Raw genomic sequence first — 24,566 nt, forward strand, 5'->3', positions numbered from 1 at the left:
CATTTTCATTAGCTAGTATAGCCGATTAAGCCAATATCCCTTCAACAATGGAACGAATTCCTAATAGTAATAAAATAATTCGAAGAACCAGTACAAGCGTATCTGATTTAATTTTTTTATTTAACGCTGCACCAAGCTTCGCCCCAATAAAGGCTCCTGGTATGACGGGGATTGTATAAAGCCATGGAACATGCCCCAAATATACATGGCTGGCCGTATTAACAAGTGACGTTAAAAACACTAAAAACATCGAAGTTGCTACTGCTACATGTGGGGGAAATAAGAACAATATAATCATAGCCGGTACAATCATTGAGCCTCCACCTATACCAAATAGTCCTGAGGCAAAGCCCACTCCGAATGTAAATAAAATCGCAAACCAAATCGGATATCCGTAGATAAAGGTTTTCCCTTCGGCATCCGTAAATTCTTGTTGCAGACCATTTTTCACAAACCATTTTACAGGCTTCAATTTGTCGCGTACAAGTAAAATAATCGATAAAATAATAAGCAAAATACCAAAGTATAAATTGAAGGATGGTAAATCTAATCCTTTATTAACCCAAGCGCCCAAAATAGAGCCTGGAATACTGCCGATAAAAAATATATAGCCAGTTTTATAATCCACCGTTTTTGATTTCATATAACTTAATGTGGAGGCTAGTCCTGTAAAAATCATCATTACAACAGATAAACCAACTACTTTTTGTGGTGTTATATCTGGAATCATTCCAAGGTTTAAACCGATATATAAAGTTGCTGGCACTAATACCACGCCACCGCCTAGCCCAACTAATGAGCCAAGGAGACCTGAAAATAATGCAATAATTATTAATAAAATAAACGCCATTATAATTCCCCTTCAAACATGTTTAATTGTTTAGGCGCTAACCCAACATCTTTAATATTCAAAATACCCTGTAATTCCTTCGCGTTTTTCGCTGCATGATTACCCGAATTGTTATTAAATAATATAAATAGTTCCTGCACCTTTGTCTCAAGCTTCGTGATTTGCTGTCCAAGCTGCTGCAATTCTTCTTTATTATAGTCATATAAAAAGCGAACTTTGCGCCAATTTTCTGCATTCCCCGTGTTGCGCCAACCATGTATATTTCGCCCATGGATACGCACCAGCGCCTTATCGGCAGTCACTACAGGATGGAAGGGCACAGATCCTACACCAGCCTGTGGCTCATCACAAATCGTATGAATCAATTGATGCTCTCGTAAAAAGTCCATTGTTTGTTGTACTACATTATCTGCATACCATGTTTGATTGCGAAATTCGATAGCCACTTCGAAATCCTTTAGTTGTTGACGAATATACAATAAGTATTGAACATTTTTCGACTGACAATCAAACCACGGTGGAAACTGAGCTAAAACCATTCCTAGTTTCCCCAAACGTTTAAATTCATAGGCACATTCAATAAAAGCATTGAACATATCATTTTTGGATTCAAAAGGAATATCTCCCCGCAAATGTCCCGTCATGCCTTGATAGGCCTTCACTATAAAACGAAAATTCTCCGGTGTATTCTCACACCATTTACGAACATTCTCTTTGGATGGTATGGCATAAAAGGAAGTATCTACTTCCACTGCTAAAAAATGACCTGTATAATCAAATAATTTATCCTTTGAAGTAGTCACTCCACTATAAAGTGAAGGGTGATCGCCCCATCCAGTTAATCCAACTACAATCATGTGACATCCTCCTCTATCTACAACATAATCATAGCATACAGTCTTCTCATACAATTAAACATCATGTAAAAAATCTAGCTTTTCACAAAGAAAAAGCATGAGTCCTTATACAAATTGAACTCATGCCAAACAAGTTATTTATCAAGATTTTGTTGGATTGCCTCTAAAAAAGTAATACGACTAAACGCTGGGCCACCTTCCATTAGTGGGTCCACAACATTCACAAATACTTGCTCATTTTTAAAGGCATTAATATTTTGGATAATGGGATTCTTTTTAAAATCTTCTAACGCATTAGGAGCATCCGCATTTTCATCCGTTGAAAACTGCACAAATAAATAATCTGGATTCATATCCGCTAGTTGCTCAACAGAAATCGCTTCTTGTGATTTAGCCTTAGCGATTTCAGCAGGAACTTCTAAACCAAGCTCCCCATATAAAACGGGGTTTAAAAACACCTCTTTTGGATAGACATAAGCTTGTCCCCCACGAATTCGAATGGCTGCAACTTTTTTGCCTTCTAGCTTTTCTGTTAGGCTAGATTTTGCCGCTTCAATATCAGCCTTATATGTAGATAATATTTTTTCTGCCTCTGCTTGCTTGCCCGTTAATTCAGCTAATAAGTTTAAATTAGACTCCCAATTCGTAGAGATATGCGAAACTAAAATGGTTGGAGCAATTTTTTCTAATTTACTTTGTACTTCCTCTGGAAACTTTGTTGAGCCTAAAATCACATCTGGATCTAATTCTAATATTTTTTCAAAGTTTGGCTTAATCTTCTCCCCAATCGATTCTGCCTTATCTGTAATAGCAGCGTACAACTCAGGGAATTTACCACCAACCGCAATTGCTCCTACCGGATGAACATCAAGTACAACCATATCTTCCATGGCCTCCATCGCACCCGTAACAATAATTCTTTCGACCTTATCTGGCACTTCATAGCTTTCTCCAAGATAATCAATGGTTCTTGTCCCATTTTCATTGCCAGAATCGTCTTGTGTTTGTGATACTTCCTCTTTCGTAGAATTTGTGGACGTATCTGTTTTCTTCTCTCCGCATGCAGCGAGGATCAGCATAAATACCGCTATCATACTAATAAATAGAAACTTGTTTTTCATGTACTCAATCTCCCTTTCTTAATTGATATTGATTCTCATTATCATTGTAGTATGTCTCCTTATAAAAATCCACTATTATTTCAATATATTAAGAAAATTATTTTTCATACAAAACAAAAACCCTTGCCACAAACATAGTTGTGACAAGGGTTAATTAATACTTTATGCAGTAAATCCAGTTATCTTACAAAGCTTAATAAGTCCTAAACCTGATGATTGATAAAGCTTTGAACGATTGCCCTCCCTAAAGGGATAAGTGAGGGCTTCGCTGCTTCTCTCCATTTTCTCAGCAATTACTCTCAAGTGCCCCTTAAATTTTATCGAAGGATATAAAAGCATCCTCTACTTCCTCATAGAAAACGTAAAAAAGGAGCAGATATTAGAATCTGCCCCTTTTATTTTAATTTTATCCGATAGAACCTTCCATCTCAAACTTGATAAGACGGTTCATTTCTACTGCATATTCCATTGGTAATTCTTTTGTGAATGGCTCGATGAAGCCCATTACGATCATTTCTGTCGCTTCTTCTTCAGAGATACCACGAGACATTAAATAGAATAATTGTTCTTCAGATACTTTTGAAACTTTAGCTTCATGCTCTAAAGAAACGTTATCATTCAGAATTTCGTTGTATGGAATTGTATCAGAAGTTGATTGATTATCCATAATCAGCGTATCACATTCAATGTTGGCACGAGCACCGCTAGCTTTAGGACCGAAACGAACTTGTCCCATATACGTAACCTTACCACCTTGTTTAGCAATCGATTTAGAAACGATTGTAGAAGATGTGTTAGGTGCCATATGAATCATTTTTGCTCCAGCATGTTGATGTTGACCTTTACCTGCTAATGCAATAGATAATGTCATACCACGAGCACCTTCACCTTTTAGGATACATGCTGGGTATTTCATTGTTAATTTAGAACCAATGTTACCATCAATCCATTCCATTGTACCGTTCTCTTCAACAACTGTACGTTTCGTTACAAGATTGTATACGTTGTTTGCCCAGTTTTGAATTGTTGTATAACGGCAGTAGGCATCTTTACGAACAACAATTTCTACAACAGCTGAGTGTAAAGAGTTTGTTGTGTAAACAGGGGCTGTACAACCTTCAACATAGTGTACATGCGCGCCTTCATCCACAATAATTAGCGTACGTTCGAATTGCCCCATATTCTCAGAGTTAATGCGGAAGTAAGCTTGTAAAGGTGTTTCAACTTTAACACCTGGTGGTACATAAATAAATGATCCACCTGACCATACAGCTGAGTTCAATGCCGCAAATTTATTATCTGTGTATGGGATTACTTTACCCCAATATTGTTTGAAAATTTCTTCGTTTTCGCGTAATGCTGAGTCTGTATCTTTGAACACAATACCAAGATCTTCAAGGTCTTGCTTCATGTTATGATAAACTACCTCTGACTCATATTGTGCAGATACACCCGCAAGATATTTTTGTTCTGCTTCCGGAATCCCTAATTTATCAAAAGTCGCTTTTATTTCGTCAGGTACTTCATCCCATGATTTTTGTGTAGCTTCTGATGGTTTTACATAGTACGTAATTTCATCAAAGTCTAAATCACCAAGATCGCCACCCCATTGTGGCATTGGTTTTGCATAGAATGTTTCAAGTGCTTTTAAGCGGTACTCCAGCATCCACTCTGGCTCTTGTTTCATATTTGAAATTTCACGGACGATTTCTTCAGTTAAACCACGTTTTGAACGGAAAATTGATACGTCCTTGTCATGGAAACCGTATTTGTAATCGCCGATATCAGGCATTTTTTTAGCCATCTTTTCTCCTCCGTTCGTTGAGATGTATTGTTCGAGGTATTCGACCCTTGCCTTGAGTGAAAGTATATCACTTTCACCCAGCCGACAAGGCAGTATGATTTATTTCACACCTTTTTCCATTGCTTTCCAAGCTAATGTTGCACATTTAATACGTGCAGGGAATTGTGAGACACCTTGCAGTGCTTCAACATCCTCTAGGTCATATTTATCGCTATACTCTTCACCCATCATCATTTTAGAAAAAATATCAGCAAGCTCTAAAGCTTCATCTACCTTTTTCCCTTTAATCAGTTGAGTCATCATAGAGGCAGAAGACATAGAAATTGAACAGCCTTCACCTTCAAATTTGGCATCCTCTACAACACCGTCAGTCACTTTTAATGTTAAGTGAATACGGTCTCCACATGTCGGATTGTTCATATCAATCGTTACAGCTTCACCTTCTAAAGCACCCTTATTACGAGGATTTTTATAGTGATCCATAATGACTGAACGATATAGTTGATCTAAATTATTAAAAGACATCGCCAAAATACTCCTTCGCAGAACGTAACCCTGCGACAAGACGGTCAATATCCTCCTCTGTATTATACAGATAGAAGCTTGCACGCGCTGTCGCTACTTGCTGAAGACATTTCATTAGTGGTTGTGCACAGTGATGACCAGCACGAACAGCAATACCATTCATATCAAGCACCGTTGCCACATCATGTGGATGGACATCATCTAAGTTAAATGTCACAAGTCCACAACGTTTCATTGGGTCACGTGGGCCGAAAATTTTTAAACCGTCAATTGTTTCAAGCTGATCCATTGCGTAGCCTACAAGCTTATGCTCATGCTCTGCAATATTATCTAACCCAATCTCAGTTAAGAAATCAATAGCGGCACCTAATCCTATTGCACCTGCAATAATAGGCGTTCCACCTTCAAATTTCCACGGTAATTCCTTCCACGTTGAATCATATAACCCTACAAAATCGATCATTTCGCCACCAAATTCAATTGGCTCCATCTTTTCAAGGTGTTCCTTTTTACCATATAGTACACCTATTCCAGTAGGACCGCACATTTTATGCCCAGAGAACCCTAAGAAATCTACATCCAAATCTTGCACATCGATTTTCATATGCGGAGCAGCTTGAGCTCCATCAGCCACCATAACAGCACCATTAGCATGTGCAATTTGGGCAATTTCTTTAATTGGATTAATAGTTCCAAGTACGTTTGATGCCATTGACACCGACACAATTTTTGTTTGAGGTGTGATCGTCGCACGTACTTTTTCTAAACTAATCGTTCCATCAGCTTCTAGCTCAATATATTTCAATGTCGCCTTTTTTTCTTTGGCTAACTGTTGCCAAGGAATAATATTGGAGTGATGCTCCATTTGAGTAATGACGATTTCATCACCCTCAGCAACATTTGCACGTCCATAACTGGCTGCTACTGTATTTAAGGCTGTCGTTGTTCCACGAGTAAAAATAATTTCTTGTGTTGATTGAGCATTAATAAACTTACGAACCTTTTCACGTGCACCTTCATATTTATCTGTAGCACGGTTTCCTAATGTATGCACACCACGGTGAACATTGGAATTATCGAATTCGTAATAAGCTTTGATTGCTTCAATTACTTGAACAGGTTTTTGAGATGTCGCTGCACTATCAAGATACGCAAGTCTATGACCATTAACATCCTGATTTAAAATTGGGAAATAGCTTTTAATGTCTTTATTCATCATTAGCGAACTTTCCTTTCAATAACCTCCGTCAGTTGCTTTTGAACGCCCTCAATTGGTAATTGCGTAACAACTGGCGCAAGGAATCCATGGATAACAAGGCGCTCTGCTTCTGCTTTCGAGATACCACGGCTCATTAAATAGTAAAGCTGTAATGGATCTACTCGACCAACAGATGCTGCGTGTCCTGCTGTTACATCATCTTCATCAATTAATAAAATTGGGTTTGCATCCCCTCGAGCTTTTTCAGAAAGCATTAATACACGTGATTCTTGTTGTGCATCTGCTTTCGTTGCACCATGTTCGATATAGCCAATACCATTAAAGATAGATTGAGCTGCATCTTTCATGACACCATGTTTTAAGATATGCCCGTTTGAGTTTTTACCCCAGTGACGAACCTCTGTAGTGAAGTTAAGTTTTTGTTCTCCACGACCAACAACTACTGTTTTTGTATCTGCATGAGAACCGTCACCAATTAGATGAGTAATATTTTCTGAGATTGTATCTGAGTCATTCATTAAACCAAGAGCCCAATCTACTTTTGCGTCACGCGCTAAGCGTGCACGACGATTTACATATGTCGTAAAGCCTTTTGCAAGTACATCCACTGCTCCATATGTTACTTGCGCATTATCTTGGACAACTACTTCCGCAATAATATTTGCTTGGCCTTTTGCTTCTTCAACCGTTGAAATATATGTTTCCACATATGTTACAGCAGAATTTGCTTCTGCTACTACTAATACATGGTTGTATAATGATGCTTCAGCATTATCGTTTAAGAAAACAACTTGAAGTGGTTGCTCGATGACTACATTTTTTGGTACGTAAACAAATACGCCACCGTTAACAAGTGCTGTATGAAGCGCTGTTAACTTATGCTCATCCACTTTAACAGCTTCAGTCATAAAGTATTTTTGAACAAGCTCACCATGGTCACGAACTGCTGTAAAAATATCTGTAAAAATAACACCTTTATCAGCAAGCTCTTGTGATGTTTTAATGTAAGCTGGTGTATTATTGCGTTGAATATAAAGGTTTTCTTGCACTTCAAGGTCAATTAACCCTTTTGCTTCTTCAGGTAAAGCATCCAATGATGGAAATGCCTCACTATGAACTGTAAATACTGGGAAGTTCATGAAATCCCATTTTGTAATATTAGTTCTATCTGGTTTTGGCAAATCTAAACCAGTTACTTTGTCTAGTGCTGCCGCGCGAAGCTCTGTAAACCAAGTTGGTTCACCATTTGCTTCTGAGAACGAGCGCACGTCCTGTACTGTTACAGGCAAGTTAAGTTCCACTGTCATGCTAGTTCGTCCTCCCTCTTATGCTTCTTGTTCTTCTGTTTCTTCTTCAATACCTAATTCTTTTTTGATCCAGTCATAACCTTCTGCTTCTAAGCGTTGTGCAAGCTCTGCACCACCTGATTTCACAACACGTCCTTGCATCATTACGTGTACATGGTCTGGTGTAATGTAGTTAAGAAGACGTTGATAGTGCGTAATCATTAAGCAGCCAAAGCCTTCACCGCGCATTGCGTTGATTCCTTTAGATACTACTTTAAGTGCATCAATATCAAGACCAGAGTCAATTTCGTCTAAAATAGCGATCGTTGGTTTAATCATCATTAATTGAAGAATTTCATTACGCTTTTTCTCACCGCCAGAGAAACCTTCATTTAAATAACGTTGTGCCATATCTTCGTTCATTTCTAGGAATTCCATGTTTTTATCTAATTCACGGATAAACTTCATTAATGAAATTTCATCGCCCTCTTCACGGCGAGCATTAATAGCTGAACGTAAGAAATCAGCATTTGTAACACCAGCAATTTCAGAAGGATATTGCATAGCTAGGAATAGACCAGCTTGAGCACGCTCGTCTACTTCCATCTCAAGTACATCTTCGCCATCAAGCTCAACAGTACCTGAAGTAACTTCATATTTAGGGTGACCCATAATAGCAGAAGCTAGTGTTGATTTACCAGTTCCGTTTGGTCCCATGATTGCATGAATTTCGTTTGTATTAATTGTAAGATTTACGCCTTTTAAAATCTCTTTCCCGTCGATAGCAACGTGAAGATCTTTAATAACTAAAGTTGACATGAAATTACCTCCATAGTGTTCAGTGAATGGGTCAACCATTCCTTAATTATCATCATTCTAATCTTAACTGAAAATCGTTCTCTATGCAAACCATTTCAATTACTTTCCTTCTACGCAATTAAAATCTTGAAAAATAAAGGCTTTGTAAGCATTTTCAGATTATTACTATTTGGAATAGATATTGAGAATAGACTTTCTTCATTTTCAATGAATTATCTCTAATTGAGAATTGATTTCATCTAGCTACATAGTGGAAACCTCATGAAAAGGGCTAATTGTAGAGGTTTTATGACAAATTTGCATAAACAACCATAACTATACTATAACCTATTTCATTAAAATGGAATCAATAAAATGAAGATATTTTCAAGGCAATCTCTTTTACACCCAAAAAAATTCTATTATACAAGATTACTGAATACTTAAACTTTTTTCTGTATTTACAGTCACTTTTTATCTTCAATACTATATAATTGAGCTATAATCAATCTTATTTTTAGATTAATAGAGGTGAAATGTTAGTGGAGTTACGTCAATTACGCTATTTTGTGGAGGTTGCTGAACGCGAGCATATTTCAGAGGCCGCTGAGCATCTTCACGTAGCTCAATCAGCCATTAGTCGGCAAATCGCAAATCTTGAAGATGAATTAGGTACTCCGTTATTTGAACGAGTGGGTCGTAATGTGAAATTAACCCCGATTGGGAAGACATTTCTTGAACATACCATTACAGCATTAAAGGCCATTGATTTTGCTGCCAAACAAGTAGAAGAATATCTTGATCCTGCTAAGGGCTCTATTAAGATTGGCTTTCCAACAAGCTTGGCTAGCTATGTACTTCCAACCGTTATCTCAGCATTTAAACGAGAGCATCCAAATTTACAATTTCAGCTACGACAAGGATCTTACCGATTTTTAATTGATGCTGTCAAAAATCGAGAGTTAAACCTTGCCTTTTTAGGTCCGCTTCCTCCTAAAGATGAATCTATTGAGTCGACTATATTGTTTACAGAAAATATTGCAGCTCTTCTACCTGCCAATCATCCATTAGCGAAAAGAGAGAGTATCCAGCTCGCAGAATTGAGAAATGATCTATTTGTGTTATTTCCAGATGGCTATATATTACATAAAGTGGCAATGGATGCCTGTCGTGCTGCAGGATTTTTGCCTAATATTATTTCAGAGGGTGAAGATTTGGATGCACTTAAAGGCTTGGTAGCAGCTGGAATAGGCGTTAGTCTGTTACCAGAAAGTTCACTTTATGATTCTGCTGCTCGCTTTACTGTAAAGGTGCCCATCGAATCACCCTCCATCCCAAGGACGGTTGGCATTATTTCTCCAGTCAATCGAGAAATCGCTCCATCAGAAACCATTTTTTTAAATTTCGTCAAAGATTTCTTTTCACGTCTGTCCCAATTTCAATAAAAAAATCGCCTTAACTGGCGATTTAAACTTTAGGCAAAAGCCATCGAGAAAGTTCACTCTCGATGGCTTTTGTTGAAATTCTCTTTATTGGTGATTTTTTGGGGGAGACGAACGCTCTCCAGTTTCTTGCTCACTAATCCAGTGTAATGTTTTGACACCTAATCCACCTGCACGCCACAACACTACATCATGATAGCTTTTCCTCTGGACATATTTGACCCATTTTTCAAGTGTTTCTTGGTCAGCATACCAAACCTCATGACTAACATTGCTAGAATCTGTATACGTAAAATAAACTGCTCCACTTGCTTTATCACGTTTTTTATTAGCGTTTGTTTCAGCTAATACTTTCTCAGCCTCAAGCTCCGTTAATGCAACCGTATTCCCTTGAGCTACCCAATCGAAACCACCTGTGGCAAAGGCGATGGCTAATTTTTGATTGGATTTTTTGATTTTTTTTATTAAATCATTGAGGAAGGTAAAAGTAGCTTTCGCACCTGGACCACTATGATAACCATGTACATTATAGGCCATTACAGTGTAGCTAGGCCCATTTGGTAGCTTCACATCAAACGGAAAGCTTGGCTCTAACACAACATGCAGTGTAACATTCTTTTTGGCAAGCTCTCGGTAAAGCTCCTTTAAAAATTGAACATATTTTGAAAGGTCTTCTTTAGCTATCTTTTCATAATCAATTTCGATGCCATCCGGTTGGTATTGATCAACTACCTGCAAAATATTATTGATATGCTTTTTTCTTGCTGCGGAATCCTGTAATAGCCTATGCAAAAGTGTACTATCCTTTTGAACAGATGAAGCATTATCTGTCACATAATCATTAATAAGCGTTAGGATCACATGATGTGATTCATTGTATTGCTGCTGTGTCTGTTGCAACATATCGACTGCACTATCCGTTAACAACAATTCATCTTGATAATTAAAATATGCACCAAAAACGCGTATATCTTGTAATCCTTGTTGAGAATTTTGGACATCTTCTAAGGCTAATTGATTTTGCCATTCAGGTAACCACATAGATAAACGGAGCTTTGCTTTATCTTTCAATTCTTCCTTTGCTATAGCCGGTGGTTCTTTACTATTACTACAAGCAGTGATAAATATTAGAGCTATACAGATAAATAATATAAAATTTTTCACTTGTTTCAAATTTCACCCCAAATTAGAAGGTTTCTATAAAGAAATCCACAACATGATTAAACAATGTTGTACTTTTATACTTAACCTTCTCGAAATTCGTATATTGGTTTGTAAAAATGGTTTGATCTTTTCTATCTGTAATTAAAATATCTTCTATTAATGTATCGTATATATCATCTGCATACTGTTCATGGGACGTATCTTTATGACTAAACAACGCCCCAAATCCTATTTGTGATCCATGAAGGCTAGGGTTAATTTGAATAGTTTCAGATAATACATTATCTACATCTATGTTTATTTTATCCTTATTTACTGCAATGTTAAATACTCTATTTTTTCTTAAGTTTCTTGGGTATTCTTCTTCAACAATCCGCGATCCCTTTTGGGTATCCTGATACGTATAGACGGTCGCCTTATTAAATGCATACTCCTCTTCATTCCACTTAATCTCATTCAATGGAAAACGAGCCTTTTCCACAATGTCTGAAGCTGGTAATTTTTCACTTACTACAAGCTCATTATCGATTAAGGCAATGCGTAAATAGCTATTTGTTTTATCATCATAATTGACGTAGAACGCTTGTTCACCCACCACATTCCCTTTAAATGTAAAATTCGCATTGTATTGTTGCGGCATTGTTTCCTTTAAAAGTATCCTACCTTCACTAGAGGGAGCTGATGTTAATATGACTTTATTCTGATCAAATTCTGCCGCCCCATTAACGGTATGCCATTTTTGGGCTAATGCAGGATCTCCTATTTTAAACTCTACATTTTGATTGCTAGCCTGTCTGATCTTCATCATTACATGATTGGTTGACCAATAAGGGGAAACTTGTAATCGATTCAAGTTATATAGATCGCTATCTTTATCATTATAGGCACTCAATTCTCGATTAAAGTGCATAAGAAACTTGTCTTTAATTTCCTTGTCATTGGCACTCTGCACCAGTGGGTCCATATTGTTATACAATGAATTAGCATGCATAATGGCATAGGCTTTTGGAACTTTCCCAAACTCTTGCTGATAGATATCTTGCATAAGCTTGTAGTCTTTCTTAATTCGAATTTCCATCTCTTGTCGAGTTTCACTTGGAATCATATATTGATTACGAATAAAATCCATTAAATAGTGGTTATAATACTCGATTGTTGTTTTATTTGGTATATTATTTTCGTCAATCATTCCTAAGGACTGCCCTTTATCATTAAAAATATTAATATAGGTTAGTCGGTACCCATTAGAGCCTAATTCCCAATAGCCGCTTTTCTCCATCAACTTCAAATCTTTTGGCTTTAAAAATTTATGATCACGGGTATCCATTTTATTGGCATACGTAAACATCGTAGCCTTGTAATTTAATTTCTCCATAATATTTTGTGCGAAAATACTAGAATCCGTACGTCCATCCTCAAATGATAAAAACAATGCTTTTTCAGGTAATGGTTTGTTCTTTTGATAAAAATCCAATATATCCTGTTGTGTAATCGTTTGATAGCCTTGTTTTTCAAGCAATGTTAATTGTTCTTCTAAATTCTTCTTTGACACATATTTAGGGGAGTCATTTCTACTCACCCCAAAATAGGAAAGTGCTATAAATCCTTCTTTATTGTTTAATGGTACCGCCTCAGCAAATCTCTTGTCTGTCAGAAAAACGGCTTTAATTAACACAACTGCTAAAAAGACAACAACGATTAATTGTAGGATCGAGCGTATAATTTTCCTTCGATTTTTTTTAGCTGGCTGTAAAATTACATTTTTCTCTTTCATTCCTTCTCACCCATTTTTCTAATTTTCAACATTGAAAATCGGGATTTTCGTAATTTTTGCTTTTCTATTTTCTTTTCTTTTGCCAAAACGTCTTGTGGCGTTTCCCTTGTTCCCCACGTTGATTTCCAAAATGTTACCCATGCAACTGGCATTTGCCAGAGTAAAATAAATTCATAATAAAGAACGAAGATAAACCCGAATAACCATAATTTACTTTTTCTAAAGAATAGATGAGCCAAACTCATTAGCATGGCCATTAAAAGTAAACCTAATAAAAAGGTAGTTGGAAAAACGCCATACATAATCGGCACATAGATTAAGTTGTAAACGACGACAATGGGTGCTGCAATTGGCACAATTAAACCTATGATGAAGAAAAGGAACATGAAGGGTTCTTTTTTCCACATAAATAAAAATGCTCGTAAAGATTCTCTTAACCAAGAACGTTTCCATCTCATTTGCTGAGATAAAAAAACCTTTGTGTCAGAGGGGACGATCGTCGAACAAATTGCATTATCCTGATAACCTGTTCGATGAGTTTTCAAAATATAGTTTGTCATACTACGATCATCACCAAATGTAGCAGGCTGCCCAAGAAATTTTTGATTGAGCCAGGCTGTTTCATTCTTTAAAATTAGTTCTTTTCGATAACAAGCTAAAGGTCCTGATAAGCATGTTACCGTATCAAACCAAGATTCAGCCGCTTTCATTATACGAAAGGCAATATAATAACGCACTGTCTGTAGTTTGGTCAGGGCATTAGTAAATTTATTTTCTACCTCTGTCCGACCAGCTACACCACCCATTTTAGGATCTTGGAAAGGCTGTACTAAATTGCGAATTGCATGTGGCTCCAAAAAACTATCTGAATCCACAAAAACCACTAAGTCATGTTTTGCTTGATGAACACCGGCTACTAGTGCTTCACGTTTTCCACCATTTTGAGGGAGCTTAGAAAACTTTAAGCGATCAGTCGTTTTAAAACGCCCACCCTCAAAATGAATAAGATCAATCATTTCCTTAGCTTTTTCCTCCGTCCCATCCGTAGAGCAATCATCCACGACAATCACTTCTAACTTATCGACAGGATAGTACTGATTAATACAGCTTGAAATCGTTCGATGTATCCATTCTTCCTCGTTAAATACAGGGATAATTATGGATACACCGGGCTCATAATGCGGATTGATTGGTACATTTTTATAGAAAATACCAAATAGGTATCTACTTAATAGAAACGTTGCGGCTATAATACTATAAAGATATAAAAATTTATTAAACCTAAAATAAATAACACTTTCTGCTCTCATCAGCATGACAATAAGAGTGACGACCAATAAAAATAGGCTCGCCATAAAAACAGAAATGCCCCACCGCTTTTTTACCATATATTCATTTAAAGGTTGGAGAAATTCACAAGCAAAGTAATACAGCGTTTGACCATCCACCTCTTTAGTAAAATGTCTGACCACCTTTGCCTTTAACTTTACTTTTGCCTCATATCCCTCGGGCATTGCGCCCCCTGGAATCGTAAAATTCATTTCTAAAATTTCATCTTTTAATAATTGTTGAGGCTGTTGAGAATATACAAGGATTCCCGTAACTGAAATATCTTCCGCATAGTATTTGTCTGAACTTATTTTATGCCTTGCTCTTCTCACCAATACTTCAAAATGAGTTTCATAGCGTAAGCTAAGCTGTTGGAGACGATAAATTTCATTGACATCTGTCGGATCAATTTCTTCTTTCTGATAAGATGCACCTCGACGATTGACAAGGTTCCGGACATTTTCGGGATCAGGAATATTTGATAGAATCCGACGGTCTGATCGCGGTACTGTTAAAACCTCTTTTTTCGTTTTTATCATTTATTCACATCCCTATTTGCATCTTCTTCAATCCAAGTTGACATTTTACTAAAGCTATAACCATCTTGTTGCAACTTTTCAATAATTAATGGAAGTGCCTCAACTGTTTTAGTTCCATCTAAGATGTGCATGACAATAACCTTTCCTGGCGCTGCTCTAGATATGACCCGATCATAAATATCCTGAGCACTGTAATCTAAATTCCAGTCAAAAGAAGCAATGTCATACATGGCAATGGTTTGAATTCCTGTAGCAGTAATCACTTTAGCAGTTCGCTCATCCATGATTCCTTGTGCTGGTCTAAAATAAAGTAAAGGTGGTTCCTGTAACGCATAAGTGAGTGCCTTATGGGCCTTCACTAAATCATCCTGTATTTCCTCTGGCGTCATCTTAGTAACATCTAAATGGTAATAGGAGTGACTTGCTACTTCATGACCTTCCTCTTGTATTAATTTTGCTAATTGTGGATTTTTCTCCACCCCACTACCGATTAAGAAAAATGTACTTTTAATATTATATTTTTTTAAAACATCTAAAACATCTTTCACTTGCTGTTCATGTGCCCAGTCATCAAAGGTAATGGCAATTTCTTTTTTAGATGTCTCTTTTCGATAAAATAAATGTGGTTCGATATTTTCATAATTTAAGTTAGGTTTGATTGCATCATGACCTGCTATTTCTTCTAACGACTTTGTTAAATAACGCTCATCTAACAAATCATTTAAAGTAGTAATTGTGTAATCATGCTCTTTTGCTAATTGTGCTAGTAAAGGAATGGTATCTATAATGGCAGGATTAATATAAGTATTAAGATGAATAATAGAGCCTCTATCAATATATTTGTCAATATAATCAATCAATTCTTGGGCACTTTGCATTTTTCGATCAAGTGGATTAATAGATAATCCTATCACTGCATTCATATCCAGTGCAGCAGCCGCTAAGCGCATATTATCTGTAATATCACCGGAACGACTTCGAACATATTTGGGCTTATATCCTAAATGCTCCTCAAATATTTGATTCGTTAAATAAATCTCCTCATAGGTTTGATCATAGTCTAAAGCGGTGACATCTGGAAATGACAAGGTACCGTTTTGGACTTCATGGCCTCTTTTTAAAATGTCTTGAACAAGCTCCGGCTCCTGTGCCACTCGTAGCCCCTCTAAGAAGAAGGTAGCTTTCATATTAGATTCATCTAATTTCTTCAGTAGTAGCTCCATGGTTTGATTATCCGCAAAGCCATTAAACGTTAGAGCCACTTTTGGCTTAATAATATCGGCATGGCTGATTGAATCACTCATCGTACCATCAGATTCCTTAATCTCTATAGTAGAATCAATTGGTTGAATCGTTTTTTGAGGAGTGGATTGACATCCTGCTAAGAACATCAGGAGTAGAAGCCCACATATTTTTAGCTGTTTCATGACCCACGAACTCTCCTTATAACTTGTAATAATATTTATTCTTAAATAAAAAATGGGTATTACGTGTATCAAAAATTAATGACGCTTGTTGATCAATTAATGAATAATCAATGTTGGAATGGTTGGTTAAAATCAATACTGCATCTGCATCTTTAATAATTTTTTCTGTTAAAGGAACTGTATTGAATATCGATTGTTCTACTGGGAATGTTTGAATATAAGGGTCGATAATCTGTAATGAGCACTGATTATCTAGTAATTGTTGAATGACACGTAGTGCGGGAGATTCGCGTGAGTCATTTATTTCCGGCTTATACGTGACACCAATAATAACAATTTTTGCTTGGCGCAGCTCGGTATTTTGAATACGTAAGTACTGCTCAAGCCTCTCCACAACAAAGTTAGGCATCGAATCATTAATTTTATCTGCTGCTTCAATTAATGTTGCTGAGACACCATGCTGTTGACCCGCCCACAATAAATATTTAGGGTCCACAGGGATACAATGTCCACCCACTCCTGGGCCAGGTTTAAATGGCATAAATCCATAAGGCTTTGTTGAGGCGGCATCGATGACTTCCCAAATATCAATGTTCATTTTATTGCAAATTTGACTTAGCTCATTGACAAGAGCGATGTTGATTTGGCGAAACGTATTTTCCAATAATTTCTCCATTTCGGCAACTTTCGGACTTGTTACCGTATATACACTAGTATGAATGACTGTTTCATAAAAAACCTTTGAAACTTCCAAGCATGTGGAAGTGACACCGCCAACAACTTTGGGTGTATTAGAAACTGAAAAATTACTATTACCAGGATCCACTCGTTCTGGTGAATAGGCTAAAAATAAATCTTGACCAACTGCAAAGCCATGTTTTTGCAAAATAGGCTGAACAATTTCCTCTGTTGTCCCAGGATAGGTCGTACTTTCAAGAATGACTAGTGCATTTGCATTAATATGGCACCCAATATCGTGAGCTGCTTCTTCTATATAGGAAATATCAGGAGTACCATCCTCAGTTGTAGGGGTTGGCACACAAATGATGACAACATCAACAGATGCAAGTTTGGAAAAATCATAGGTTGCTTCAAATTGATGTTCCTTTAATAGTGGCTGTATATTTTCTTTCGGGATATCAGCTATATAGCTTTCACCGTTTTGCAACAGGGCGATTTTTTCTTGATTTTTATCAAAGCCTAAAACATGAAAACCTTTTTGAACAATTTCAATGGCAAATGGTAGACCTACATAGCCGAGGCCAATTACCCCAATTGTCGCTTTTTTTGTTTGAATTTTATTTAATAAAGCTGAGCTCATTGATTTCGTGTTTATCGTCATAACAATAACTCCTTTGGCTAAACTTTCATGTAATTTTTATCGCCATTTTTCCGTTTTCTATTCATTCTACTTATATATGCCGAATATTCTGCAACGTAATAGGTTATTTCTCATTGCCATTTTAACCAAACCCCTTTCATCTCCACATACTTAAGTATGATTTTTGTAGTCAAAATAGATGAATAAAATCTAAATTTCACAAAAAAACTTTTCTAACAATTATATAGTACTACTTGCAACTAAACAATTTCTAAATAATTCCTTCATTCACGATAAAACACCTACTTTATTAGTATTTAGAACAAAAAAATTCATTATTTATTCAAATTTTTAGTAAATATATTCAGAGTCTTTTTATAGTGTAGATGAAAAAGATGCTAAGTAACACTGAAGAATGTTAATAAATAGAAAATTAACATTTTTTTCTTTCTTGAAATCTCTAAAAAAATCCCTCCAGCATTGGTTTTAACCGATACTGGAGGGATTAGGTAGAACAATACTTTGAAATATGTAGAATAGGCACTACATGAGCTGTTGTAAATAATTTACATAGCTATTTTTATTTCCTCGGAAATCGACAACCTGTAAATAGTCACTATCCGAAAGCAGTCAAAATTTAGTTAAACAGCTTCAAAGAAAAAGAGTACATAAGTAATTCACTACTTACGTACTCTTCTGTTTAGATTATTGAACAGGTACTACTGCACCTTTCCATTCTTCTAAGATAAAGTCTTGGATTTCTTTAGACGTTAATACTTCTAATAATGTTTTAATTTCTGGTCTTGATTCATCACCAGCACGTACTGCGATGATGTTTACGTATGGCGACTCTTTGTCTTCAAGAGAAATCGCATCTTCGATTGGATTTAAGCCATTATCAATAGCAAAGTTAGAATTGATCAGCACTGCGTCCCCTTCGTCGTTTTCGTACATTTGTACAAGCATTTCTGGTGCAGTATTCGCATCAAATTTAAAGTTTTTAGGATTTTCTTCTATATCCTTAATTTCTGCTGCTGTTTTATCAATACCATCTTTTAATTTAATTAAGCCCTTAGCTTCTAATAATGACAGCATACGACCATGATCTGATACTGAATTAGAAAGTAAGATTGATGCACCTTCAGGCAGTTCCTCTAAAGATTTATATTTTTTAGAATAAATACCGATTGGCTCAATATGAACACCACCAGCATTGACGAAGTCATAGCCATTGTCTTTAATTTGCAACTCTAAATACGGAATATGTTGGAAGTAATTTGCATCCAAATCTTTTGATTCTAAATCTTGGTTTGGTAGCACATAGTCTGTATATGTTTCTACTTTTAGGTCAATACCTTTCTCAGCTAAAATCGGTTTTGCTTTATCCAAAATTACTGCATGTGGTGTATTAGAAGCTCCCACTGTTAAAGTAACGTTTTCTTTACTATCTGTTTTATCACCAGATGCTGAATTTGCATCCTCTTTTTTATCAGTACCGCAAGCTGCTAAAGCTAGTACAAGTATTGATAAAAATAATCCTGTTAATAACTTTTTCATTTATGACACTCCTTTTATTTTGATAAAAATATGTTAGCGGCAAGAACCGGAATAACCTCAGTTTTATTAACGTTTATCAATTTTTTCTGTAATGAAATCACCAATCCATTGGATGATAAAGACTACTACTAAGATCAAAATAGTTGCCATTAATGTCACATCTTGGCGATTTCTTTGGAAACCGTCTAAGAAGGCTAAGTTTCCAAGACCCCCTGCACCGATTATTCCTGCCATTGCTGTATAACCGACAAGTGCTACAGCCGTAACTGTAATACCTGAAATAAGTGCTGGTAAGGATTCAGGGATCAGAACTTTCCAAATAATTGTGGCTGTTTTAGCCCCCATTGAACGAGCTGCTTCAATAACACCCTTATCAATTTCTCGTAACGCAATTAATACCATACGCGCATAGAACGGAGCTGCACCGATAATTAAAGCTGGTAAAGCAGCATTAGCTCCACGGATTGTACCTAGTAAAAACTTAGTGAATGGAATTAATAAAATAATTAACACGATAAATGGGATAGAACGGAATATGTTAACGAGCGACCCTGTTAAAAAGCTAACAATTTTATTAGCCCATAACTGATTCGGACTTGTTAAAAATAGGACGATCCCAATGGCTAACCCAAGAATAAATGTAATAACTGTAGAAATGGCCGTCATATATAATGTTTCATACGTAGCCTGCCACATGCTATCCCAGTCTACATTCGGAAAGAGATTAGTTAGCATCTGCAATCACCTCCGTTTGTACTTCCACTGTATTTAAATAGCTTAAGGCTTCAGTCACGTTTGCTTTGGACCCGTCAATTTGCACAATGAGGGTACCATATGCACCATTTTTCGTTTGTGAAATATTTCCGTGTACAATGCTTACTTCCACATCGAATTGCTTCACTAGATGTGAAATAACTGGCTGTTCTGTTTTTTCACCAACAAAAATCAATTTGACAAGTTGTCCAGTTGGATAATTTGCTTTGATTTGTTCTACTGTATCCTGTGTTTCCTTTGTATTTGTAATTTGAGCTACAAATTTCTTAGTAATGGCAGCCTGAGGAGCCTGGAAAACTTGTAATACTTCTCCACGCTCTACAATTTCGCCTGCCTCCATCACTGCTACACGATGACAAATCTTGCGAATGACATGCATTTCATGAGTAATGAGGACAATCGTTAACCCTAAACGTTCATTAATATCCACCAGTAAATCAAGAATTGCATCTGTTGTCTCAGGATCTAGTGCAGATGTTGCCTCATCACATAGTAAAACCTCTGGATTATTTGCTAATGCTCGTGCAATCCCTACACGTTGCTTTTGTCCACCAGACAGCTGTGATGGATATGCTTGATCGCGACCCTCTAAGCCAACAAGTGCTATCAATTCCTTCACCCGTGCCTCACGTTGAGCTTTTGATACACCTGCAATTTCTAATGGGAAGGCAATGTTTTCTGCAACTGTTCGCGACCAAAGTAGGTTAAAATGTTGAAAAATCATACTAACCTTTTGTCTAGCTGCTCTAAGCTTTTGACCTTTAATCGATGAAAATTCTTGATTGTTCACCGTTACTGTTCCTGCTGTTGGTTTCTCTAAACCATTAAGTAAACGAATCATGGTACTTTTACCAGCGCCACTATAGCCGATAATGCCAAAAATTTCACCCTTATTAATAGTAAGGTTAACATCTTTGACTGCCGTTAATTCGCCATTTGCTGTTTTGTATTTCTTCGTTATATTTTGAAGCTGTATCATAGCGAATACTCCTTTTCTTATATAAAAAAACCCCTTCACTCATAGACAAGTAGAAGGGGTCACGTATTATACGTTGAACCGTTCTCTCATCTTTCAAAGAAAAATCTTTGGGTGATTTGGCACCTTTTCACTATGTGATGGTTGCCGGGCTTCATAGGGCACTTCCCTCCGCCGCTCTTCATAAGAGTTCGATATATTTAATGTTTTAGTAATATATTTGTTACTTTACCACGCTAATAAAGTTCAGTCAATTGATTTTTTTAACAATTCGTACAAAAATGGTACGGATTGAAAAGCATAAATCTTTTCTGTCACTTTGCCGCCATCACAAACAAGTAAACAAGGGACGCTTTCAATTTGATGTTCAATAGCAATTTGCTCCAAAAAATTAATATTTGCTTTCCCTAGTTTTAGGTGAGGTAATAGTTGTTCTACAATTGACATCATTTTCGATGCCACTGCACATGTACCACACATCGGTGTATATAAATAAAACGCAGCTTTTTCTCCCGACTGTAAAGCCGTCTCCCACTGCTCTTTTGACCATTCTTCCATTTAGTTCACGCAACCTTACAAAATATATTCATTATGGATTGAGAAATGCGCACGCAGTAAAATCATTGCTAACACTTTTCTTGGTGTTGTTTCTACTTCCTTATATGTCGGCATTGTACGTAAATGCTCCGCTTCCGGATAATGTCTGTCCATTAAAGCGCGTAGCTTATCGCCTGAAGTATCAGCATCAAAAAAAGTAAATAGCTCGCAGCCCTCATAGGGGTCTATTAGCTCCTCTAATTGATGCACTCCAATTGTTCCATTCGTACATAGTATTGTAACATTCTCGTTCAAAATTGGCTCAATTTGTAGCTTATCTGAGCGTCCTTCTACTATCAAGCATTTCCCATCGAACATTACGCCACCTCCATTTAGACATACCCACTTATACATTATTATATAATAAAAAACGCCGGTAGTTTCCGACGTTTTTTGATTATGGCTTGTCTTATTCTGCAGTCATCTCTTCGTATTGTTCTGCTGTCATAAGTTTATCAACTTCTGATGCATCAGCAGGCTCTACGACGATCATCCATGCTTTTTCATATGGTGATTCATTTACGAATTCTGGGCTATCTTCTAAATCTGCATTTACTTCCACTACAGTACCTGAGATTGGTGCATACAATTCAGAAACAGTTTTTACTGATTCTACGCTACCGAATGGATCATCTGTTTTGATTTCATCGCCAACTTGTGGAAGTTCAACGAAAACGATATCTCCTAATTCAGATTGTGCGAAGTGCGTAATACCAATACGTACTTTTCCATCTTCTACTTTTACCCATTCATGCTCTTCAGAGTAACGTAAGTCTTTCGGTGTGCTCATGCAAAAAACCCCTCCATAATTATGTAATATATTCACTTTCAGTGTGCCATACTTCTCCTATAAAAACAAGGATAAAAACGGTTATAACCAAGCTTGCTCAAAATCGGATTCTTTAAACCCTAAAGTTACTTTTTTTCCATCTGTTACGATGGGACGTTTTATTAACATACCATCCGTAGCTAGTAGCTCAAGCTGTTCTTCCTCAGTCATATCAGCTAGCTTGTCCTTCAAACCAAGGTCACGATACTTCATGCCAGAAGTATTAAAAAACTTTTTCAAAGGTAGTTCACTTGCTTGCCATAAAGCTGTTATTTCATCCTTTGTTGGTGGCTGCTCTACGATATGTACCTCTTCATAGGAAACGTCATGATCATTTAACCACTTTTGTGCTTTTTTACATGTTGTACATTTTGGATAATGGAAAAACTGAATCGTCATAAAAATGCTCCTCTACTGTCTTTTTCTGTAGTATACCATCATAATCATTTAGAATGGTGGAACTTCGCTCATTTACGTAAGTCTATCCATCGGTTTTGTATTTTTATCCGTTACTTTCACAAATTTATCTGGAACAAAAAAACTAGCTACCCATTTACGGATAGCTAGCGTTTTTTTATACGATTAAACGATATATTTTTCTGCTTCAATTAATTTCACAGATGCTTCACGTTTCTTCGTAATTAGGTTGTATGGATTGTTACGCGTTAATTTCCGTAATGCAGATAAAGTCATACGTGCTGCATCACCATCTGCGGACGCAAGAATTGTATCTTTTGCTTCTTTTTCGATTTCAGCAAATGCTTCTTGGCAGAAAATTTGAGTGTATAGCAATTTTTGATGTGCTTTTTCAACGCCATCACGAGCAATCGCTTTTTCTGTACGTAATACAGCTGATTCCATTGCAAATAATTGATTAGCGATATTAGCAATATTCACTAAAACTTCTTGCTCTTGATCTAACTTCGCACCAAAGCGTTGTGCTGCTAAGCCTGCCGCTAATACAGCAATCTTCTTGGCATTTTTCACTAAGTATTTTTCCTGAGCTAGTGGCTCTGTACCGATATCCTCCGGCATTAACATCAGAAGCTCTTGCTGTAGATTTTGCGCAACTTGTAATAATGGCAGCTCACCTTTTAGTGCCTTTTTCATAAATGTACCTGGTACAATCATGCGATTAATTTCATTTGTACCTTCAAAAATTCGATTAATACGAGAATCCCGGTAAATACGCTCTACCTCATATTCAGCCATGAAGCCATAACCGCCGTGTAACTGTACCGCTTCATCAGCAATATAATCTAATGTTTCTGATCCAAATACTTTAGCAATTGAGCATTCAATCGCATACTCAGCGATAGCACCTGCAATCACTTTTCCTTCCTTTTGCTCCTCTGGACTTAGCTGGCTTAAACGATCTTCAAATAAACCAACAGTACGATAGTTTAATGATTCGGATGCATACAATTGAGAAGCCATCGTTGATAATTTTTCTTTTGTAAGGTTGAAGTCAGAAAGCTTTGTTTTAAATTGCTGACGTTGGTTTGTATATTGTACCGCTAACTCAAAAGCACGTTTTGATCCACCAATTGTTCCAACCCCAAGTTTATAGCGACCGATATTTAAAATATTGAAGGCAATGACATGCCCACGACCAATTTCACCTAATAAATTTTCTACTGGCACTTCTGCATCTTCTAACACTAGTGTACGAGTAGATGAGGATTTAATCCCCATTTTCTTCTCTTCAGGACCCACTGAAACACCATTGAATGCACGTTCCACAATAAAGGCAGTGAACTTGTCGCCATCAATTTTAGCGTAAACAACAAACACATCTGCAAAGCCCGCATTTGTAATCCATTGCTTTTCACCATTTAAAATATAATGTGTGCCTGCATCGTTTAGTTTCGCAGTTGTTTTTGCCCCTAAAGCATCTGAGCCTGATCCCGGCTCTGTTAATGCATAAGCAGCAATTAATTCACCTGAAGCAAGCTTAGGTAAATATTTTTTCTTTTGATCTTCGTCACCGAATAGCACGATTGGTAATGAGCCAATTCCAACATGTGCACCATGGGTGATGGAGAAACCACCTGCTACAGACATTTTTTCTGCAATTAATGCTGAAGAAACTTTATCTAAGCCTAGTCCTTCGTATTCTTCAGGAACATCTGCTCCTAGCAAGCCTAATTCACCAGCACTTTTAAGGAGACGTACTGAATGCTCAAATTCGTGGTGCTCTAAATTTTCAACTACAGGTAAAACTTCATTTGCTACATATTCTTCTGTTGTTTTGGCAATCATTTTATGCTCGTCAGTGAAATCTTCTGGTGTAAACACACGATCTAATTCCACATCCTCAATTAAAAATCCGCCGCCTTTAATGAAATCCGTTGTTTTTTCAGTCATATAAATTCCT

The 24,566-nt window shown here is 36.8% G+C and carries 22 protein-coding genes and 1 riboswitch; of the genes, 1 reads left to right on the forward strand and 21 read right to left on the reverse strand.

Going from position 1 to position 24,566, the window contains the following annotated elements:
• Positions 1–25: 25 nt before the first annotated feature.
• From B3D94_RS03165 to sufC, 8 genes are all read right to left on the reverse strand, one after another.
• The gene (locus B3D94_RS03165) at positions 26–850 is read right to left on the reverse strand and encodes a sulfite exporter TauE/SafE family protein (protein ID WP_291754606.1); all 825 of its coding nucleotides are present in this window, start codon (positions 848–850) and stop codon (positions 26–28) included.
• Positions 850–1,707, reverse strand: a complete 858-nt coding sequence (locus tag B3D94_RS03170; RefSeq protein WP_036119972.1) for a DUF72 domain-containing protein — start codon at positions 1,705–1,707, stop codon at positions 850–852. The genes B3D94_RS03165 and B3D94_RS03170 overlap by 1 nt, the downstream gene beginning before the upstream one ends.
• Positions 1,708–1,841: 134 nt before the next feature.
• Positions 1,842–2,828, reverse strand: a complete 987-nt coding sequence (locus B3D94_RS03175) for an ABC transporter substrate-binding protein (protein WP_291754609.1) — start codon at positions 2,826–2,828, stop codon at positions 1,842–1,844.
• Positions 2,829–3,234: 406 nt separating this feature from the next.
• Positions 3,235–4,632: a Fe-S cluster assembly protein SufB gene (gene sufB / locus B3D94_RS03180; RefSeq protein WP_069482499.1), complete on the reverse strand. Its 1,398-nt coding sequence runs from the start codon at positions 4,630–4,632 to the stop codon at positions 3,235–3,237.
• Positions 4,633–4,731: 99 nt separating this feature from the next.
• Positions 4,732–5,157 (reverse strand): Fe-S cluster assembly sulfur transfer protein SufU, encoded by a 426-nt coding sequence (gene sufU / locus B3D94_RS03185; RefSeq protein ID WP_291754612.1) that lies wholly within the window; start codon positions 5,155–5,157, stop codon positions 4,732–4,734.
• A complete protein-coding gene (locus B3D94_RS03190) occupies positions 5,147–6,376 on the reverse strand; it encodes a cysteine desulfurase (RefSeq protein WP_069482501.1) in 1,230 nt (409 codons plus the stop codon). Before B3D94_RS03190 ends, sufU begins: the two co-directional genes overlap by 11 nt.
• Complete coding sequence (gene sufD, locus B3D94_RS03195) at positions 6,376–7,683, reverse strand: Fe-S cluster assembly protein SufD (protein WP_069482502.1); 1,308 nt, start codon at positions 7,681–7,683, stop codon at positions 6,376–6,378. Before sufD ends, B3D94_RS03190 begins: the two co-directional genes overlap by 1 nt.
• A gap of 18 nt (positions 7,684–7,701) precedes the next feature.
• Positions 7,702–8,481, reverse strand: coding sequence for a Fe-S cluster assembly ATPase SufC (gene sufC / locus B3D94_RS03200; RefSeq protein ID WP_004228249.1), 780 nt, complete (start codon positions 8,479–8,481; stop codon positions 7,702–7,704).
• Between the two features lie 521 nt (positions 8,482–9,002).
• Here sufC and B3D94_RS03205 point away from each other — a divergent pair.
• Entirely contained in the window at positions 9,003–9,905 is a 903-nt protein-coding gene (locus tag B3D94_RS03205; protein ID WP_069482503.1) for a LysR family transcriptional regulator, read from the forward strand.
• Positions 9,906–9,989: 84 nt separating this feature from the next.
• On the opposite strand, the gene B3D94_RS03210 is transcribed toward B3D94_RS03205, so the two are convergent.
• From B3D94_RS03210 to B3D94_RS03270, 13 genes are all read right to left on the reverse strand, one after another.
• Positions 9,990–11,066 carry a glycosyl hydrolase family 18 protein gene (locus tag B3D94_RS03210; protein ID WP_254664374.1) on the reverse strand — a complete coding sequence of 359 codons (1,077 nt, stop codon included), beginning with the start codon at positions 11,064–11,066 and terminating at the stop codon, positions 9,990–9,992.
• A 22-nt stretch (positions 11,067–11,088) separates the two neighbouring features.
• Positions 11,089–12,840 carry a polysaccharide deacetylase family protein gene (locus B3D94_RS03215; RefSeq protein ID WP_291754617.1) on the reverse strand — a complete coding sequence of 584 codons (1,752 nt, stop codon included), beginning with the start codon at positions 12,838–12,840 and terminating at the stop codon, positions 11,089–11,091.
• On the reverse strand, positions 12,837–14,708 hold the full coding sequence (locus tag B3D94_RS03220; RefSeq protein ID WP_069482506.1) for a glycosyltransferase family 2 protein: 1,872 nt from the start codon (positions 14,706–14,708) through the stop codon (positions 12,837–12,839). Before B3D94_RS03220 ends, B3D94_RS03215 begins: the two co-directional genes overlap by 4 nt.
• On the reverse strand, positions 14,705–16,135 hold the full coding sequence (locus B3D94_RS03225; protein WP_254664323.1) for a polysaccharide deacetylase family protein: 1,431 nt from the start codon (positions 16,133–16,135) through the stop codon (positions 14,705–14,707). Before B3D94_RS03225 ends, B3D94_RS03220 begins: the two co-directional genes overlap by 4 nt.
• Positions 16,136–16,151: 16 nt before the next feature.
• Positions 16,152–17,477, reverse strand: coding sequence for a nucleotide sugar dehydrogenase (locus B3D94_RS03230; protein WP_069482507.1), 1,326 nt, complete (start codon positions 17,475–17,477; stop codon positions 16,152–16,154).
• A 684-nt stretch (positions 17,478–18,161) separates the two neighbouring features.
• Positions 18,162–19,013 (reverse strand): MetQ/NlpA family ABC transporter substrate-binding protein, encoded by an 852-nt coding sequence (locus B3D94_RS03235; protein WP_291754624.1) that lies wholly within the window; start codon positions 19,011–19,013, stop codon positions 18,162–18,164.
• 66 nt (positions 19,014–19,079) lie between these two features.
• Entirely contained in the window at positions 19,080–19,748 is a 669-nt protein-coding gene (locus tag B3D94_RS03240) for a methionine ABC transporter permease (protein WP_031417714.1), read from the reverse strand.
• Positions 19,738–20,766: a methionine ABC transporter ATP-binding protein gene (locus B3D94_RS03245; protein WP_036120001.1), complete on the reverse strand. Its 1,029-nt coding sequence runs from the start codon at positions 20,764–20,766 to the stop codon at positions 19,738–19,740. Before B3D94_RS03245 ends, B3D94_RS03240 begins: the two co-directional genes overlap by 11 nt.
• A gap of 83 nt (positions 20,767–20,849) precedes the next feature.
• Positions 20,850–20,953: riboswitch (SAM riboswitch) on the reverse strand.
• Between the two features lie 56 nt (positions 20,954–21,009).
• A complete protein-coding gene (locus B3D94_RS03250) occupies positions 21,010–21,321 on the reverse strand; it encodes a thioredoxin family protein (RefSeq protein ID WP_069482510.1) in 312 nt (103 codons plus the stop codon).
• 15 nt (positions 21,322–21,336) lie between these two features.
• Positions 21,337–21,678 carry a hypothetical protein gene (locus tag B3D94_RS03255; RefSeq protein ID WP_025116633.1) on the reverse strand — a complete coding sequence of 114 codons (342 nt, stop codon included), beginning with the start codon at positions 21,676–21,678 and terminating at the stop codon, positions 21,337–21,339.
• Positions 21,679–21,769: 91 nt separating this feature from the next.
• A complete protein-coding gene (gene gcvH, locus B3D94_RS03260; protein WP_025116632.1) occupies positions 21,770–22,150 on the reverse strand; it encodes a glycine cleavage system protein GcvH in 381 nt (126 codons plus the stop codon).
• 81 nt (positions 22,151–22,231) lie between these two features.
• Positions 22,232–22,588, reverse strand: coding sequence for an arsenate reductase family protein (locus B3D94_RS03265; protein ID WP_036145544.1), 357 nt, complete (start codon positions 22,586–22,588; stop codon positions 22,232–22,234).
• A gap of 183 nt (positions 22,589–22,771) precedes the next feature.
• The gene (locus B3D94_RS03270; protein ID WP_036145547.1) at positions 22,772–24,556 is read right to left on the reverse strand and encodes an acyl-CoA dehydrogenase family protein; all 1,785 of its coding nucleotides are present in this window, start codon (positions 24,554–24,556) and stop codon (positions 22,772–22,774) included.
• Between the last annotated feature and the right edge of the window lie 10 nt (positions 24,557–24,566).

The sequence above is a fragment of the Lysinibacillus sp. UBA5990 genome (assembly GCF_002429815.1).
GTDB lineage: Bacteria > Bacillota > Bacilli > Bacillales_A > Planococcaceae > Lysinibacillus > Lysinibacillus fusiformis.

Excerpts from the sequence above, each read along its gene's own strand:
- B3D94_RS03165 (WP_291754606.1), bottom strand. The coding sequence starts at position 850 with ATGGCGTTTATTTTATTAATAATTATTGCATTATTTTCAGGTCTCCTT.
- B3D94_RS03170 (WP_036119972.1), bottom strand. The coding sequence starts at position 1,707 with ATGATTGTAGTTGGATTAACTGGATGGGGCGATCACCCTTCACTTTAT.
- B3D94_RS03175 (WP_291754609.1), bottom strand. The coding sequence starts at position 2,828 with ATGAAAAACAAGTTTCTATTTATTAGTATGATAGCGGTATTTATGCTG.
- sufB (WP_069482499.1), bottom strand. The coding sequence starts at position 4,632 with ATGGCTAAAAAAATGCCTGATATCGGCGATTACAAATACGGTTTCCAT.
- sufU (WP_291754612.1), bottom strand. The coding sequence starts at position 5,157 with ATGTCTTTTAATAATTTAGATCAACTATATCGTTCAGTCATTATGGAT.
- B3D94_RS03190 (WP_069482501.1), bottom strand. The coding sequence starts at position 6,376 with ATGATGAATAAAGACATTAAAAGCTATTTCCCAATTTTAAATCAGGAT.
- sufD (WP_069482502.1), bottom strand. The coding sequence starts at position 7,683 with ATGACAGTGGAACTTAACTTGCCTGTAACAGTACAGGACGTGCGCTCG.
- sufC (WP_004228249.1), bottom strand. The coding sequence starts at position 8,481 with ATGTCAACTTTAGTTATTAAAGATCTTCACGTTGCTATCGACGGGAAA.
- B3D94_RS03215 (WP_291754617.1), bottom strand. The coding sequence starts at position 12,840 with ATGAAAGAGAAAAATGTAATTTTACAGCCAGCTAAAAAAAATCGAAGG.
- B3D94_RS03220 (WP_069482506.1), bottom strand. The coding sequence starts at position 14,708 with ATGATAAAAACGAAAAAAGAGGTTTTAACAGTACCGCGATCAGACCGT.
- B3D94_RS03225 (WP_254664323.1), bottom strand. The coding sequence starts at position 16,135 with ATGAAACAGCTAAAAATATGTGGGCTTCTACTCCTGATGTTCTTAGCA.
- B3D94_RS03230 (WP_069482507.1), bottom strand. The coding sequence starts at position 17,477 with ATGACGATAAACACGAAATCAATGAGCTCAGCTTTATTAAATAAAATT.
- B3D94_RS03235 (WP_291754624.1), bottom strand. The coding sequence starts at position 19,013 with ATGAAAAAGTTATTAACAGGATTATTTTTATCAATACTTGTACTAGCT.
- B3D94_RS03240 (WP_031417714.1), bottom strand. The coding sequence starts at position 19,748 with ATGCTAACTAATCTCTTTCCGAATGTAGACTGGGATAGCATGTGGCAG.
- B3D94_RS03245 (WP_036120001.1), bottom strand. The coding sequence starts at position 20,766 with ATGATACAGCTTCAAAATATAACGAAGAAATACAAAACAGCAAATGGC.
- B3D94_RS03250 (WP_069482510.1), bottom strand. The coding sequence starts at position 21,321 with ATGGAAGAATGGTCAAAAGAGCAGTGGGAGACGGCTTTACAGTCGGGA.
- B3D94_RS03255 (WP_025116633.1), bottom strand. The coding sequence starts at position 21,678 with ATGTTCGATGGGAAATGCTTGATAGTAGAAGGACGCTCAGATAAGCTA.
- gcvH (WP_025116632.1), bottom strand. The coding sequence starts at position 22,150 with ATGAGCACACCGAAAGACTTACGTTACTCTGAAGAGCATGAATGGGTA.
- B3D94_RS03265 (WP_036145544.1), bottom strand. The coding sequence starts at position 22,588 with ATGACGATTCAGTTTTTCCATTATCCAAAATGTACAACATGTAAAAAA.
- B3D94_RS03270 (WP_036145547.1), bottom strand. The coding sequence starts at position 24,556 with ATGACTGAAAAAACAACGGATTTCATTAAAGGCGGCGGATTTTTAATT.